Consider the following 14481-nt stretch of genomic DNA (forward strand, 5'->3'; position numbering starts at 1 on the left):
TCTAAAACTCCGAAAACCACGAGCCCGAATCGACCCGCGTTACTGCCCACGGCAGCCGCTGCATTATCGATAAGGCAGTGAAGGCAATTTTCGTAAAATGCCTCCACTGAAGGCGCGAAGAGTACTGTATTTACAGGACAAATGCAATATCGACATGCATGCGCCTAGGCCTATTCCTCTGGCTTTAGCACGAAGTCGGCAAGCCACAAATCACCAGAAACCGTTTGCGCAGCGCCGCCTGACACTGGATTCAACAGGCGTAGCCATAACCCAGGGCAGTTTTCCGCTGGCACGGAAAAGCTGAACGACGCCTCGCGCCAGCTAAAGCTTCCATCAATGGGCTCGCTGCGCCCGACGACACCAGCCCGCCCCGCGCAGGCCACTACCCATTGCAATCCCAACTCGCTGCGCAGGTTCTGTGCCTGCATTCGCATACTGATTTGGTACTTGCCGGGCATCAAGAATAACGGGTGTTCCAAGCCAGCCCCCGGCACGCGTCTGCCTAAAAATTGCAGGCTAGCCGCACGCCCCGGGATCCCTTGCATAGGGACGAACAAGAGCAGCACGCCAGGCACGCGGCGCTGCCGCCAGTCAAAACCCACGCCGGACACTTCGGACTCAAATTGGCCGTTGTAAAGCGCGGCTAGGCGCCCATTTTCTTTCGCGGCTGTTCCTGCCCAACGTGCATAAGCATCGCCCCAGCGACCTTGTGCCATCAAGCTATCCATCCAGCCCGCGTATTCTTGCTCACTTAATCCGCCCTGGTCTTGTAGGCTTTGCATCACCTGATCTGCCGCCAGCGCATTCCCCGTTGTTGGGGCCCTCAGTGCCGCAAGGGTGCGCGCACGCCACGGCGGGTCGCTATTGAGCACACGCGCGAGTGCTGCAGCGAAACTAGGATCCACCGCCATTTGCACAAACGCAGGATTGATCTTGCTGGCTTGACTCGGCGCTAATCGCAGTAATTCATCCAATTGCACCAAGGCATCATCATAGGCGCCCTGCGCTAGATAATGCTGCGCAAGCCAAAGCCGCGTTGCTTGATCTCGCGGCGCGCGGCGCGCGGCAATTTTATATAGAGCGAGCGCCCGTGTTTTATCGCCCAGCACTTCACTTGCGCGCGCCAGCACAACAAACGCCTTGCCCTGCAGGGGTTCCGTAGAAAGCAATTCTAGTGCTGCGGCTTGCGCCTGTTTTGGATCTGCGTCTGACAATGCCGGCGCAGCCTGCATCATGCCCACGATCCGCCAAGCAGCAAACAGAGCCAGCCCACTCATCAAGGTTAGCAGCGTGATGCGCGCCGTTTGCTTCATTGCAATGGTTCCAAATTAAGGTCTGTCACAAGCCAAATTCCATCACGCCAGCGTAGCGTCGCTACCAAACGTCCACGCTCAGAAGCGCTCTTGCGCATCGCGTACCTTGCTGTTAGCTCAGCCGTTTCTGTTCCGATTCGCCATTGCGCGGGCTGCATGCGCACATTACCAGAGGCATGCCATTCCCCACGCAAGCGGTCTGCGCGGTTTTGCACAGCCGGGCTGTTCCATATTGGGGGCGAGAGCAGTTTCGGCGTTTGCAGGTAATTCAATAATTGACCACCCGCCTGCTGCGCCATCACAACCTGCTCCAAATCCGGTGAACGCACCGCTATTTGATCCACGGTGTGTGCTACGGGTGGGGCTTCAACAAGTGCTGGCTTTAAGGGTACTGCTGGAGAGGGGCCGGCCCTTTCAATTGTTTCACCTTTAGACGTGACCGCACCCCGCTCATTGAGATCATTTTCTGAGAAGACTGTGTGCACCGGTGGTTGGCTCACCACCGGGCTCGTCCGCCCATCTAATGGACGCAAAGAAGGCTCAACTGGCTTTATTCCTAGCTTTTCCCGCACTGCAGTAATGACATCCATTGATGACTGACGTGCATCTGCCTGCTGCATCTCTGCGCCTTGCGCATTCTTTATACGCAATGCAGAAAAACCAGACTCCGTCTCAGCGGCTGCATGCGCCACGTATTCTTGATGATCGCTTGGGCGCTGCAGCCCGTCATATACGCTAAGCAATAGTAGTACCGCGCAGAGTGTCAGCAGCACCAACACAGGCCATCTGCGTCGCCATGCGGGCAGCACGCCTTCTTCTTGTGCCTGCCACACCGGCTTGCGCCGCTGTAGATTAGGTGCAACGACATAGCCCGCACCTTGCAGATTGGCATCGTAAGCCCGGCGACGTTCAGGCGTGCGCAGTTGATTCCAAGCGTGGTTCACACGCGCGGCAAAAACAGCGTCGTCGTCGCTACGTAGCCGATCGGGATGCAGCCAAGCCTGCAGCACACGATGATGGGCTTTGATCTGCTCCGCCGCAGCATCTGGCGAAACACCTAAAACTCGATACGCATCTGCTTGCGGATAAAACAATACTTCGCGCGCGTAAAAGCGCGCGGCCTCACAGATCCTTGCCTCTGGTTCAGCAAAACGCTGCTTTGCATCCGCCAACACATCTGGCATTACACCGGCTGCGATTCCAAGCAGTTCAGTGACACCTAATGGCAGTGGTCGAGCTTTCAACACATGGCGTTGCTCTGGCGCTTGTAACAGCGCCAGCGCCCATTCCAGCGCGTTGCCATTCGCGCCCGTCATGCCTTAACTCTTTGTCAGCTTTTTTGCATCATTACCGTAAGCGTAATACGAATACGAGCCGTAGCCATAACCGTAGCCATATCCATAACCCGCCGTGCGTGAGTCGTATTTCGTCAGCAAGCAGCCCACAACACGCGCACGCGCCACCAGCAATCGTTTAAGCGCTACTTGAGCAGCACCAATCTTGGTTTTCGCACTATTAACGACAAGAATCGTTGCACTCACCGTGTTCGACAAAATAGGCGCATCGGCCAATCCTAGTACCGGTGGCCCGTCGATCACCACGTGATCAAAACGCTCAGTGCCAATAGTCAGCAGCGACACAAGCTTTGACCCAGAAAGAAGCTCCGCTGGGTTCGGTGGCAGCGGCCCAGCCAACACAACGCTTAGGCTTCCGTCATCAACTAAATGCGTGGCGTCTGCCAGTGTGCAGCCGCCGGCCAGCAGATTGCTAAGACCAAACTCGGCGCGCAGCCCCAGTGTTTTATGCAGTGACGGGTTGCGCAAATCGCCATCGATCAGCAACACGCGCTTACCTAGCTGCACAAGATTACGTGACAGTGCCAGCGCCGTGGTGGATTTGCCTTCACCGGGGCCACTACTGGTGACAAGCAGCGTCTTAGGCACACCATGATCGGTGGCAAATTGCAGCGCTGTGCGCACCGAACGATACGCTTCCGAGAATGACGACTTGGGGTCTTTCGCCAAGTCGGCCACATTTTCCTTCTGCCCAAGCTTCGGAATAATACCAAGCACAGCCAGTTTCAACTTCTGCTCGACGTCTTCCGGCGTCTTGATCGTGTCGTCCAAGAATTCCAGCAAGAACGCCAACAGCACACCCAGCATCGCACCCAGCAGCAAGCCAATGGCAAGATTCAGTGCAAGATTGGGCTTGAAGCGCCTTTTCGGCACTTCAGCACGATCGATGACCGAGATGTTGTTACTGCGCACATCGCCTGCAACACCTACCTCTTTGAAACGCTGCAGCAAGTTGTCATAGAGCTGGCGGTTGGTATCCACCTCACGCTTCAAAATATTGTATTGAATGCTGCGACCGTCCACATCCAGTGCTTCACTGCGCAGTGCGGCAATCTGTCCTTCCAGCATGCGTTCCTGTGAGGAAGCCGCGTCGTACTCTGCTTTAACCGAAGCCCGCACGTTGCCAACTTCTTGCGCCACTTGGCGATCCAGCTCGTCAATTTGCCCTTTGAGCTGCTGCATTTCCGGGTAATCCGGCTTGAACGTGCGCAATTTGAGCTGGTATTGCGCTTGCAGTTCACCACGGCTTTTTTGCAGCAAACGGATATTGGAGTTACCAATCATATCGGGCGGCATTGCCCCACTGGAGGCCTGTCGCCAACGTGCTTGCGCACGAATCCGCTGATCTTGTGCTGCGGCCAGTGCGTTATTGAGCTGGGATAAATTTTGCACCGCCAGCGATTGATCCTTATCGCCAACGGTGACCAAGTTTTCCTGCTGAGCAAACTGCACCAGCTTGCGCTCGGATTCTTCCAGCTTCGCCTTGGTTAGCTTTAGCTGATCTTCAAGATAACCCTTGGCATACGAAGAAGCGCCGAACTTGCGCTCCAAGCCCGATGCAATAAACCCGTCTGCAATAGCATTGGCCACGCGCGCCGAGAACTGCGGCACAGGGCTATCAAAACTAACCTTGACCAGACGCGAGTTGCGCACCGGCTCAACGCTCAGATCGTTACCGATCAAGGTGGCCGCTTTACGCAGCTCATCGGCCGCATCGGCCTGCGCTTGCGCAGCATTTTGCTGCTTATCTTCTTTGGTTTGTGGACGCAGCAGCGTCAGCATTCGCCCGATCCATCCGGAGTCGAAATTTTGCTCAATCGCTGCCTGATCGAGATTCAATTCGTTGGCCACGCGCTCGGCCAGCGATCGGCTTTTAAGCAGCTCGTACTGCGTCTGCAGAAACTCAGGATCGCGCCCCTCCACCTCCCCTGGCTGTAGACCATCGACACGCACCACCTGCGTACCAGACTTGTCCAGCTGCAGCACGGTTGTCGCGCGGTAGATAGGTGTTGCCAGCAATGTCACCAGCAGTGCTATCGCTACCACCGCCGCAAGTACCGTTACGATCAGACGGCGCCGTTTTAGGAGGATGTGCCAGTACGCCAGCAGATCGATTTCATCATCGTCTCGTCGATCTTCCTGCAGCTGCAGCGCCAGCGCACCATCTTGGCGCACTTGGGCAAGCGCATAGTCTGGCTGCCGATCCGAACGCATCGGAAGCTGGCCGTTATCCCCTGAAGGGCCGGTGGGCAGTCGATCATCAGTCATTGCGTATCAATCCTTGAAACTCTTACATGAACCAGCGGAACACGCCAATCGCCGGCATACTTTCGATGAAACGACGGTAGGCCGACTTCGAGCCCGAGGTTTCGACAACGATGATGTCATCGCCATAGACCTGAGGGTCCGCTACAACGCCGCGACGCACTTCGCGCAGATCAAACACGGCGGCCATGCGTTTTCCACTCACCTGGCGCATCAAGATAATTCCACCGAGATCGGCGATCTGGTCGTTCAATCCTTCCGCCAAGGCGATGGCCTGAAGCAATGTCGTCTTGCCAGTAATGGGATAGATGCCTGGCTTTTTGACCGCACCTTCCAGCGTAATCCGCTGACTGGTGTACTCCTTGACGAACACGCTCACCTGCGGATTTTGCAAGAAACCATCGGCATAGCGTTTGCCAAGATCGGCCTCTAGCTCCGGTATGGTCATCCCACCGGCCATCACAATGCCAATCAATGGCAACGAAATTTGCCCATTGGAATTGACCCGCACTTCTTTATCCAAATCCTCTACACCAAAGACGCTGATTTCCAGCAAATCTTGCGAGCCAATGCGGTAATCGGTACCACCTTTGTATGCACCTGATGCGGCTGTGGTATCCGGCGCAGGCATTTCATCGCCAGCCACCGCGTTGACCGGCATGCGCTTGGCACTGCCGCCACTCGCGCAGGCCGCCAATAAGGACAGCAACACGGTGATTAAGAAGAAACGCATCCAGTTGCGCATCGCATTCTCTCCGATAGGACAGCGTATTATGCGTACAAAGCACTCCCATGCCTACCGCTAAGAGTTTGATTAAGCCAACTAATTTTCAAGCCACCTAAAAACTTTCGAAAAACCACTTGCCGAACTTCCGTATTCATGTAGAATACGCGCTCCTCCGGGCGGTTAGCTCAGCGGTAGAGCATTGCCTTCACACGGCAAGGGTCGCAGGTTCGAACCCTGCACCGCCCACCATACAAATCAACGGCTTAGGCCGTTTTTTTGTGCCTGTGATTTGCGAGTATGGAAAGAGTATGGAAAACCGGCTCCCGGTTTTCGTCTTCATGCGCACAAAAAACCCGGCACATGGCCGGGCTTCATCTTGGCAGTGTCGGCAGGCGCGCTTACTCCCTTACCTCGCTCCAAAGTTCGCACGGCCCCACGCTCAGCGCCTCAGCGCGTTTCAGTAGCGCGTCCATCGACTCGCCCGGCAAACGACCTAGGCGCAAGCCATCGCCGCGCATGATGCCGACAGGCTCCACGCCTTGCGAGGCAATCAGGATGATGGACGGCACGGCCTGCCCCCGCTCGCGGTTGGCCTCCAAGCGTTCAATGCGCGTGCGCAGGGTGGTCATGTGTTGCCCCCTTCAGCCCGGCGCTGCGCCTCGGCTTCAAACGCTGCAAACTCGCGCGGTGTCATCGGTTCGTACTCTTGCAAGAAATGCCATGCAGCCCGCTCCGCTGCGCTCAAGCCAGCCGGGGGCACGCCATCACGAAACCCAAGGTCTCGACACCAGCGCGCAGCTACCAGCCGCCCGCCCTTCACCTCGGGCACAGCCTGCCAGCCGTCACGGGTGGGCATGTTGTCAGCATTGGCAAGCTGGAACGTGAGTAATGCATCTCGGCTCGCCTGTCTCCAATCGCGCGGGCTTTTGCGCGCCTCCAGCCGCTCAACACGCGCGTGCAGGTTGTTCATGGTGCCACCTTGGTACTGGCCTCTAACGCCTCGATACGCGCCAACAGTTCGGACGTTTCCACTACGCGCGCCAAGGTGCCCACAGCGGCCACCAGTGCGGCGGCGGTGTCTGGTGCAAGGTCACCCTCAGCAACAGCCGCAAGCGCAGCCTCAGCGCGCGCTGTGAGTGTTCCAGCCGCAAGACTTGGCAACGATACCGGCGCGGCCTCAGATTTCAGTGCAGGCAATACGCGATCTAGTAGCGCCTTCGCGGCCTGCATGTCGCCATCCTTCGCGCGCTGAATCATGGCGGTGACGATCTCGCCAGCGTCGGCAGCAATGGCGCGGCGCAGCTCACCAGACAAGCCGGAACCCTTTGGACGGCCAGCGGGATTGCCAGACTGGCCGGGTTTGAATCGGTGCGGTTTCTTAGCGGTCATCCTTGTTTGCCCTCTGATTGTTCAGGCGCTGCGCTCACTTTTGCGCCTACTTGTGCGCTCTCTTTTCCCCCTATAACCCCCGCGCTGAAGTCGCCGCAGTCGCCGCAACTATCAGCAGCCTGTGCGCTTAGTGCGGTAACTTGCACAGTCGCCGCAGTCGCCGCAGTCGCCGCAAGCCCGGCAAACTCTCGCCCTTTACTGGTGACATTCCAGCGCTCGCGGGGTTTGCGGTCTGCCCCTTGGTAGGTAATGCGCTCGATATACTCGGCTCGCTCTGCCTCGCGCAGCAGCGTGAACACGTCGGCAGGCTTCCGGCTCTTGGGATAGGTTGGCTCACTGGCCAGCAGCTTGGCCGCATGGGTGCGGCTGGTGGTGGCGGTGGTGACGTGTTCGCCGCGTTCGGAAAACTCGGCAATCAGTGCCAGCAGCGCGCGCGTGTCCAGTTCTGCCAGTAGGCCAGAATCAGCAGCCACAGGGCCAGGTTGTGCATGGGACAACTGCGGCAAGCCATCCTCAGGCCAATCAAGGGACAACAGCGGGTGAACCTTCCCGAAGTTTGTTTTCTGGTGCGATAGCTTCAGCTCGCCCGATTCATCGCGCACCATGAACAACCGCGAACGCGCGCTGTTATGCCATGCCGTTGAGCCGCTATAGCCTTCACCATTGGCCGCCTTGCCTGCCCGGCTGGTGTTCTTGTCCACATGCGCCAACAGCAACACAGCAGCATCATTGGCTTTTGCAATGCGCCCTAGTGAACGCATGAAAGCGCGCACCTGCCGCCGGTTGATTTCGTCGCCTCCGAACGTATCGCTGGCATTGTCCACAATCACCAGCCCAGCCCCTTCGGCCATCGCCTCCAACCGGGTATAGGTCGGGGTCACGCTTCCCGCATCACGTGCGGTGGTGGTGAACAACTCCGGCGACTCGGTGCCGTCCACAATCACCAAATGCCCTTCAAGCTCTGCCGGTTCAATGAACCATTGCTTGCAGATCGTTTCTAGCCGGTGGCGAACAATTGCCCCATCATCTTCGAAGCTCGCAAACAGCACGCGGCAGCGTTCGGTTTCAATGCCGAATAGTTCCTGCCCGGTGGCTACGGCAACCGCGAGCATTAGCGCAATGGTGCTCTTACCAGTGCCACCATGCGCACCCAGCAGCGCCACCACGCCACGCGGCAGATAGTGGCCCCAGACGAAACGCGGCGGCTTGCTTGGATTGGTCAGCACGTCGCCAACCGATACCGGCAGCAGTAGCGGTTCCGCTTCCTCGCCCGTGTCCGGCTCACCTTCATGATTCGGTGACGCCATTCCAGCCGCGTAGGCGCTGGCGAGTGTGGCCACTATCTCGCCATCCTCAAGCCCGGCAGCGCGCGCTGCACGGGTCAATACATGCTCACACTGGCCCCAATCCAGCCGCCCGGCAGCGGCCAGCCGGGCAAGCCCGTAGGCGGCGGCGTTGAGTTCGTCATTGCGCGCACCCTCAGCAGCACTTAGAACGGCACTTGTGGCACGTTCCAGCGCGCGCGTGGTGTAGGCGTCGGCAGTGCCGCCGGTGGCGCTTGTGGCGCGTTCTGCGGCCTCTGGTGCTGGCTTGGAAATAGCAGTAAGCAACCATTGCGGCGCGTCGGCAATCTCTGGCAATTCGCCCGTGTCGGGTTGCCAGTCATTCCAGTGCCAGTTCTTGCCGTCCAGTGTTGACGGTTCGGCGACGATGAAGCCGCCCGCCGCGCGCACGTCCAGCCCCGGCATAATGCCTACGCGGTTGCCCAGCTTGACACCCTCGGGCTTCCTGAAAACGATATGACGCCCTCCACTTGGGGTTTCAGCGGTCAGCGTGGCCGGTAGTTCGCCATACTTGGCCTCTAACCCCTCGAGCGTGTCCATACCATTGGCGCCATTCTTCACGTCAACATCCAGCACAAACAGGCCAGCGCCAAAGGTCAGCCCGATATTGCCGCCGTGCATTGCGAACGCCTCCGGTGTTGTGCCAGTCTGCCAGCCCTTGCAGGCCGGGTGCTTGCTGTTTGACAGAATCGGCAGCGGGATAAAACCCGCCGCCTGATACATGGCCGCGTATGTCTGCAGGCTGGCGTTCATTCTTCCGCCTCCCGTAGCAGCACATAGCGGCCAGCGTTGCGGTGCCAGTAGCCGTTATCGTCGGTGTAAGGCTCGCGTGCGGTCAGAATTACATGCCCTTGTGCGCGCAATTCCATAACGCGCGGCGCAGGGCAAAAAATCCCAAATTTGCGCAGCTCCGCCGTTGAACGTGGCGCTTCACGCAACAACGCCAGCACGCGGGCTTGTTGTGCCCCTGTGGCCGTTGATTTGCTATGCTTAGCAGCGTAGTAGCTTTGTGATTGCTCGACACTCAGCCCGGCGCCTACCGGGCTTTGTCGTTTCTGGATTGCGGCCATGGTCAGGCCACCTTTGCGGCTTCAGCCGCCAGCCGTTCCGGCAAGGTGCGCAGACTGTCCAGATAGACATAGCGCCTCTGGCCAATGCGGAAAGTGTCTATCAGGCCAGCCTTGGCCAAATCAAAAGCAACAGATCGGCTAATGCCGTACTCACGGCAGGTTTCAACCATCGGTCGATAGGTAGGGGTTTGCGTGTTCATTTGCGCCTCATTGCGAGGCTTGCGGCAAGCAATCAGATGGGCTTGGCGCAAGCAATTAGTGCCGCTTTCGCAGCATTGCTTGATCGCCAGCCGATCCCCGGCCTATTACGTAGCGGCTCGCGCAAGTACCGAGCCCCGGTACTGCACCATCATCGCTAACGGCTATCGTTCGAGTAGTAGTTCACCCATCCCGGGCTTACCCAATAGCCTGATCTATATCTACTCTTCCCGAGAAAATGCAGTTCGGACTATCAGCTACTGAATTACGTCCCGCACAACGGCTAAGGACACGGGCAAATTATCTCCAATATCTTTCCATGTCAACACAACAAATATCCGCACCAGCGCCGCAGGGTAATGGCGTTTTCGCCCCGTCGGACTAGGTTCGGGTGTTCGGTTAGGCCGTCGCCTTCCTACGGGGTCACGGTGTCAGTGTTGCTACAGTGCTAGCCCGGCCAGCGCTTGCGCCGCTCGATTGCGTTGCAGGTGGCCGTAGTGCTTTTCAATCATCGCCACCGACGTTCCCGAGACTTGCGCCACGGTCAGCAGGTCTAGCCCGCCCTGCACTAGGTCGGTAATCGTGGAATGGCGCAGCGTGTAGGCCACCACTTCAGCGGGCAGCTTCGCCTTTTTCGCCGCCGCCTTGATCGGGTCTTTCCACATGTACGCCTGCCACGCGGCACCATCGACACGGGCAAACAGCGGTGCCGCTGGCAGCTTGTACCTAGCCTGTGCTTTCAGCATCGCCAAGGTTTCACCCTCAACCAGAATGGCCCGCCCCTCGCCCGCCTTGTCGCGTTCGATAACCAGCTCCCCGCGCCGTGCGTCAAAGTCGCCCGCCTTCAGCCCCGCTAGTGCGCCCGGCCGCAACGGCAGCAGACAAAGCCCACGTGCGAACGCTCGCACATCTTCCGGCAGATGATCCAACAGCGCGCGCCGCTGCGCCTTGTCCAGATAGATATTGCGGCGTCCATCAGCCTTTTTCGTCGGACGCAGGGCCACCCGCCACGCTTGATCGTTCAAGGCGTCGCCATGATCCAGCGCTAGATTCAGCGCCGCCCGTAGTGGCACCATGTCGCGGTTCACGGTGCCCGCCGAACGCGGCCGATAGATCGGTTCCCCCTTCGGGTTCTTCGCCACCAGCGCGGGCATGGCTTCCAACCGCTTCCGCCAGTTCTGCACCTGTACCCGCGTCAACTTGGCCACCTGCACCTTTGCAATGGCATCGTTATACACGGTGCGCGCAAATCTGCCTGCCGCTTCCGCGTTGCCCTCGGCGTAGCGCTCGCACGCCTGCCGAACGGTAATGCTCTCTTTTGAGCCACCGCCACTCAGGTGGTTAAACCATTCTTCGGCCTCGCGCTTGGCCGCATCGAAGCGCTTACTCGGCGCTAGCGTTCCGAAGTCGCCTAGAGTGCGGCTAGGCTTCGCGCCCGTGTCCACGTCATGGAAGCGTGCCAACCATGTGCCTTGCCCCGTGCCCACAGACGGCCGAAAGCCTAGATAGCGCCCAGACGATAGCGCTTGCCAATACGGCTCCTTGCTTGCACGCGGTTTCAACTTGTCGCGGCTATCAACCGTCTTAAGGTCAATCCCGCGCGCTTTCCGAAGGTTCATTGCGGCCTCTTTCACTACGCCTAAATGGCGAGTATGGAAAGAGTATGGAAAACCATAGGCGTCTGCAAGAGTCCACGGTGTAATTAAATCAATCACTTACATACAACACGGACGCCTAAAAACCCAATTTTTAAGCCTTCACACGGCAAGGGTCGCAGGTTCGAACCCTGCACCGCCCACCAAATAAATCAACGGCTTAGGCCGTTTTTTTATGCCTGATTTTTGGCTCGCGCAGCGCGCTTCGATACATTTTTCTGCGCAAACAAAAACCCCAGCGCAAGGCCGGGGTTTTTGTTGCTCAGACGCGAATGCAGACGCATTCGCAGAAGGGCATTAGGCGTGCTCAGGAACGATCACAACCTTGACGGTGGAGTTGACGTCCGCATGCAGGTGCACGTGCACTTCGAACTCACCCACGTTACGCAGCGGGCCTTCGCCCATCACCACTTCCGACTTGTGGAACTCAACACCCAGCTGCTTGCTGAGGGCGGTGGCGATTTCGCGCGGGCCCACCGAACCAAACAGCTTGCCTTCCGGCGAAGCATTGGCCGAGATGCTGATACTGACGTCAGCCAACTTCGCCAGACGGCCGTTCGCCGCAGACAGCGAGGCAGCGGCTTTGGCTTCGTACTCAGCGCGCTTGGCTTCAAACTCAGCCAAATTAGCAGCAGTGGCCGGAACGGCCTTGCCCTGCGGCACGAGGAAGTTACGGCCGTAGCCCGGCTTCACGTCAACGGTGTCGCCAAGACCACCGAGGTTGGTGACTTTTTGCAGAAGAATCAGTTTCATTTTGGAACTCCGTATTCGTTAGCGGCACAGGGATGCGCCGCAACGGTTGCTGTCCGAATGGACGGAAAAATCAGACGTTGTGGTTGTCCGTGTACGGGATCAGAGCTAAGAAGCGCGCGCGCTTAACGGCGGCCTGCAGCTGGCGCTGGTACTTGGACTTGGTGCCAGTGATACGGCTCGGCACGATCTTGCCGGTTTCCGTGATGTACTGACGCAGGGTGTTGAGATCCTTGTAGTCGATCTCGGTCACGCCTTCGGCGGTGAATTTGCAGAACTTGCGACGACGGAAGAACTTAGACATGGTTGGGCTCCTCAGGCTGCGTCAAGATCGGCGGAATCAGAATCGGAATCAGAGTCGCCAGTGCCAACGGCATTGTCGCTCTCATCGTCACGGCGACGACGGTCGGGTTTATCACCCTTTTCGTCCTTGTTCTTCATGATCAAGGACTGCTCGGTCACGGCGTCGTCTCGACGCATCACCAAGTGACGCAGGATGGCGTCGTTGAAGCGGAAGGTTTCCACCAGCTCGTCGAGCACAGACTGCTCGGCCTCGATGTTCAGCAGCACGTAGTGCGCCTTGACCAAGTTCTGAATCGGGTAAGCCAACTGACGGCGCCCCCAATCTTCTAGGCGGTGAATTTTGCCGTTACCAGCTTCAATCGCGCTTTTATAGCGTTCGATCATGGCCGGAACCTGCTCGCTCTGATCCGGATGGACCAGGAACACGATTTCGTAATGACGCATTGTCGTTTCCTTATGGATGGCAGCAGGCGGATGCCTGCCGGAAGCCCTCGGCCACCTGTTTCAACACTGAAACCGGCGCGTTCGAGCAAGAACTCCCGCAACGGGGAGCCGCCCATTATGGCAAATCAATGAGTTGCGCGCAAACACTAGGCAACACCTGGCTACAACCTGCAATTTTTTGGTTCATTTCAGCCGCATTGCTCCGGTAAACTGCGAAGCTCTATTGGCAATTGCAGCATTTAGGACTCAACAACAATGACGACGATGTCGGTGGCCCAGCTTTTAGCAGGACACGCCCCTGAGGGTGGCCAGGTTTCCGTACGTGGCTGGGTGCGCACCCGCCGCGATTCTAAAGCCGGGCTAAGTTTCGTCAATGTCAGCGACGGCTCCTGCTTTGCGCCTATCCAAGTGGTTGCAACCGATGCGCTGAACAATTACGAATCTGAGGTGAAGCACCTAACCACCGGTTGCTCGGTGATTGCCACCGGCACCTTGGTGAAGTCGCAAGGCCAAGGGCAGAGTTTTGAAGTACAGGCATCGCATATTGAAGTAGTGGGCTGGGTGGATGACCCGCTCACCTACCCCATGCAGCCCAAGCAGCATTCGCTGGAATACCTGCGCGAGTTCGCCCACCTACGCCCGCGCACTAATCTTTTTGGCGCGGTAACGCGCATTCGCCATTGCCTGGCGCAGGCGGTGCACCGCTTCTTCCACGAACGCGAGTTCTACTGGATCAGCACGCCGATCATCACCACCAGTGATGCCGAAGGTGCCGGTCAAATGTTCCGCGTCTCCACGCTGGACACCGCCAACCTGCCGCGCGACGGCAAGGGCAATGTGGACTTTTCCCGCGACTTTTTCGGCAAGGAAACCTTCCTCACCGTCTCCGGCCAGCTCAATGTCGAGGCCTATTGCCTGAGCCTGAGCAAGGTTTACACCTTCGGCCCCACCTTCCGCGCCGAAAATAGCAACACCACCCGCCATTTGGCCGAATTCTGGATGATCGAACCGGAGATCGCGTTTGCCGATCTCAACGACGATGCCAATCTTGCTGAAGAGTTTTTGAAGTACCTATTTAAGGCTGTTCTGAACGAGCGCGCCGACGATATGGCCTTCATTGCCGAACGCGTGCAAAAAGATGCCATTACACGCCTTGAAGCCTTCATCAACGCACCGTTTGAGCGCATTGATTATTCCGACGCTATTACTCTGCTGCAGAAGTCGGGCAAGAAGTTTGATTTCCCAGTGGAATGGGGGCTTGACCTACAAACCGAGCACGAGCGCTGGCTAACCGAAGAACACGTGGGCCGCCCGGTGGTGGTGATGAACTACCCGGAACAAATCAAAGCCTTCTATATGCGCATGAACGACGACGGCAAAACCGTGGCCGCGATGGATGTGCTGGCCCCCGGCATTGGTGAAATCATCGGCGGCAGCCAGCGCGAGGAACGCCTCGACGTACTCGATGCGCGTATGGCGCAGTTTGGTCTCGACCCGGCGCATTACAGCTGGTACCGCGACTTCCGTCGCTACGGCACGGTGCCGCACGCCGGCTTTGGCCTCGGCTTCGAGCGCTTGGTAGTGTATGTCTGCGGCCTAGCAAATATCCGCGACGCAATTGCCTACCCGCGCGCACCGGGCAGCGCTGAGTTCTAACGCATTAAAGGGC

Annotated in this window: 15 protein-coding genes and 1 tRNA gene; 2 read left to right on the plus strand and 14 right to left on the minus strand. The window is 58.0% G+C overall.

Annotated features, from left to right (window positions below):
- Window positions 1-170: 170 nt before the first annotated feature.
- The 4 genes from KUL77_RS01330 to KUL77_RS01345 are packed head-to-tail and all read right to left on the minus strand — an operon-like array spanning window position 171 to window position 5678.
- Window positions 171-1313, minus strand: coding sequence for a tetratricopeptide repeat protein (locus KUL77_RS01330; protein WP_297142575.1), 1143 nt, complete (start codon window positions 1311-1313; stop codon window positions 171-173).
- The gene (locus KUL77_RS01335) at window positions 1310-2629 is read right to left on the minus strand and encodes a J domain-containing protein (protein ID WP_297142578.1); all 1320 of its coding nucleotides are present in this window, start codon (window positions 2627-2629) and stop codon (window positions 1310-1312) included. The genes KUL77_RS01330 and KUL77_RS01335 overlap by 4 nt, the downstream gene beginning before the upstream one ends.
- 3 nt (window positions 2630-2632) lie before the next feature.
- A complete protein-coding gene (locus KUL77_RS01340; protein WP_297142581.1) occupies window positions 2633-4936 on the minus strand; it encodes a polysaccharide biosynthesis tyrosine autokinase in 2304 nt (767 codons plus the stop codon).
- A 22-nt stretch (window positions 4937-4958) separates the two neighbouring features.
- Complete coding sequence (locus KUL77_RS01345; RefSeq protein WP_297142584.1) at window positions 4959-5678, minus strand: polysaccharide biosynthesis/export family protein; 720 nt, start codon at window positions 5676-5678, stop codon at window positions 4959-4961.
- 156 nt (window positions 5679-5834) lie between these two features.
- On the opposite strand from KUL77_RS01345, the gene KUL77_RS01350 reads away from it, so the two are divergent.
- Window positions 5835-5909: transfer RNA gene (locus tag KUL77_RS01350), tRNA-Val, on the plus strand.
- Between the two features lie 149 nt (window positions 5910-6058).
- Here KUL77_RS01350 and KUL77_RS01355 read toward each other — a convergent pair.
- From KUL77_RS01355 to rpsF, 10 genes are all read right to left on the minus strand, one after another.
- Window positions 6059-6289, minus strand: coding sequence for a hypothetical protein (locus KUL77_RS01355; RefSeq protein WP_297142587.1), 231 nt, complete (start codon window positions 6287-6289; stop codon window positions 6059-6061).
- A complete protein-coding gene (locus tag KUL77_RS01360) occupies window positions 6286-6630 on the minus strand; it encodes a hypothetical protein (RefSeq protein ID WP_297142589.1) in 345 nt (114 codons plus the stop codon). The genes KUL77_RS01355 and KUL77_RS01360 overlap by 4 nt, the downstream gene beginning before the upstream one ends.
- Window positions 6627-7049, minus strand: coding sequence for a DUF5681 domain-containing protein (locus KUL77_RS01365; RefSeq protein ID WP_297142591.1), 423 nt, complete (start codon window positions 7047-7049; stop codon window positions 6627-6629). The genes KUL77_RS01360 and KUL77_RS01365 overlap by 4 nt, the downstream gene beginning before the upstream one ends.
- Window positions 7046-9145 (minus strand): AAA family ATPase, encoded by a 2100-nt coding sequence (locus KUL77_RS01370; protein WP_297142594.1) that lies wholly within the window; start codon window positions 9143-9145, stop codon window positions 7046-7048. The genes KUL77_RS01365 and KUL77_RS01370 overlap by 4 nt, the downstream gene beginning before the upstream one ends.
- On the minus strand, window positions 9142-9462 hold the full coding sequence (locus KUL77_RS01375; protein WP_297142596.1) for a helix-turn-helix domain-containing protein: 321 nt from the start codon (window positions 9460-9462) through the stop codon (window positions 9142-9144). The genes KUL77_RS01370 and KUL77_RS01375 overlap by 4 nt, the downstream gene beginning before the upstream one ends.
- Window positions 9463-9464: 2 nt before the next feature.
- Window positions 9465-9662, minus strand: coding sequence for a hypothetical protein (locus KUL77_RS01380; RefSeq protein WP_297142598.1), 198 nt, complete (start codon window positions 9660-9662; stop codon window positions 9465-9467).
- 438 nt (window positions 9663-10100) lie between these two features.
- Complete coding sequence (locus tag KUL77_RS01385; protein WP_297142600.1) at window positions 10101-11279, minus strand: tyrosine-type recombinase/integrase; 1179 nt, start codon at window positions 11277-11279, stop codon at window positions 10101-10103.
- 333 nt (window positions 11280-11612) lie between these two features.
- On the minus strand, window positions 11613-12068 hold the full coding sequence (gene rplI / locus KUL77_RS01390; RefSeq protein ID WP_297142602.1) for a 50S ribosomal protein L9: 456 nt from the start codon (window positions 12066-12068) through the stop codon (window positions 11613-11615).
- A 70-nt stretch (window positions 12069-12138) separates the two neighbouring features.
- Window positions 12139-12369 (minus strand): 30S ribosomal protein S18, encoded by a 231-nt coding sequence (rpsR, locus tag KUL77_RS01395; RefSeq protein ID WP_297142604.1) that lies wholly within the window; start codon window positions 12367-12369, stop codon window positions 12139-12141.
- An 11-nt stretch (window positions 12370-12380) separates the two neighbouring features.
- A complete protein-coding gene (gene rpsF, locus KUL77_RS01400; RefSeq protein ID WP_297142606.1) occupies window positions 12381-12812 on the minus strand; it encodes a 30S ribosomal protein S6 in 432 nt (143 codons plus the stop codon).
- Between the two features lie 255 nt (window positions 12813-13067).
- Between rpsF and asnS the strand changes: the two genes are divergently transcribed.
- The gene (asnS, locus tag KUL77_RS01405; protein ID WP_297142609.1) at window positions 13068-14468 is read left to right on the plus strand and encodes an asparagine--tRNA ligase; all 1401 of its coding nucleotides are present in this window, start codon (window positions 13068-13070) and stop codon (window positions 14466-14468) included.
- The last annotated feature ends 13 nt before the right edge of the window (window positions 14469-14481 follow it).

The organism is Thermomonas sp., from assembly GCF_019104945.1.
In the GTDB taxonomy this organism is placed as follows: domain Bacteria; phylum Pseudomonadota; class Gammaproteobacteria; order Xanthomonadales; family Xanthomonadaceae; genus Thermomonas.

What these genes read in the sequence shown, in the direction of transcription:
- KUL77_RS01355 (WP_297142587.1), bottom strand. Translation starts at nt 6,289, where the DNA reads ATGACCACCCTGCGCACGCGCATTGAACGCTTGGAGGCCAACCGCGAG.
- KUL77_RS01345 (WP_297142584.1), bottom strand. Translation starts at nt 5,678, where the DNA reads ATGCGCAACTGGATGCGTTTCTTCTTAATCACCGTGTTGCTGTCCTTA.
- KUL77_RS01370 (WP_297142594.1), bottom strand. Translation starts at nt 9,145, where the DNA reads ATGAACGCCAGCCTGCAGACATACGCGGCCATGTATCAGGCGGCGGGT.
- KUL77_RS01340 (WP_297142581.1), bottom strand. Translation starts at nt 4,936, where the DNA reads ATGACTGATGATCGACTGCCCACCGGCCCTTCAGGGGATAACGGCCAG.
- KUL77_RS01360 (WP_297142589.1), bottom strand. Translation starts at nt 6,630, where the DNA reads ATGAACAACCTGCACGCGCGTGTTGAGCGGCTGGAGGCGCGCAAAAGC.
- KUL77_RS01365 (WP_297142591.1), bottom strand. Translation starts at nt 7,049, where the DNA reads ATGACCGCTAAGAAACCGCACCGATTCAAACCCGGCCAGTCTGGCAAT.
- asnS (WP_297142609.1), top strand. Translation starts at nt 13,068, where the DNA reads ATGACGACGATGTCGGTGGCCCAGCTTTTAGCAGGACACGCCCCTGAG.
- KUL77_RS01375 (WP_297142596.1), bottom strand. Translation starts at nt 9,462, where the DNA reads ATGGCCGCAATCCAGAAACGACAAAGCCCGGTAGGCGCCGGGCTGAGT.
- KUL77_RS01380 (WP_297142598.1), bottom strand. Translation starts at nt 9,662, where the DNA reads ATGAACACGCAAACCCCTACCTATCGACCGATGGTTGAAACCTGCCGT.
- rplI (WP_297142602.1), bottom strand. Translation starts at nt 12,068, where the DNA reads ATGAAACTGATTCTTCTGCAAAAAGTCACCAACCTCGGTGGTCTTGGC.
- rpsF (WP_297142606.1), bottom strand. Translation starts at nt 12,812, where the DNA reads ATGCGTCATTACGAAATCGTGTTCCTGGTCCATCCGGATCAGAGCGAG.
- rpsR (WP_297142604.1), bottom strand. Translation starts at nt 12,369, where the DNA reads ATGTCTAAGTTCTTCCGTCGTCGCAAGTTCTGCAAATTCACCGCCGAA.
- KUL77_RS01330 (WP_297142575.1), bottom strand. Translation starts at nt 1,313, where the DNA reads ATGAAGCAAACGGCGCGCATCACGCTGCTAACCTTGATGAGTGGGCTG.
- KUL77_RS01335 (WP_297142578.1), bottom strand. Translation starts at nt 2,629, where the DNA reads ATGACGGGCGCGAATGGCAACGCGCTGGAATGGGCGCTGGCGCTGTTA.
- KUL77_RS01385 (WP_297142600.1), bottom strand. Translation starts at nt 11,279, where the DNA reads ATGAACCTTCGGAAAGCGCGCGGGATTGACCTTAAGACGGTTGATAGC.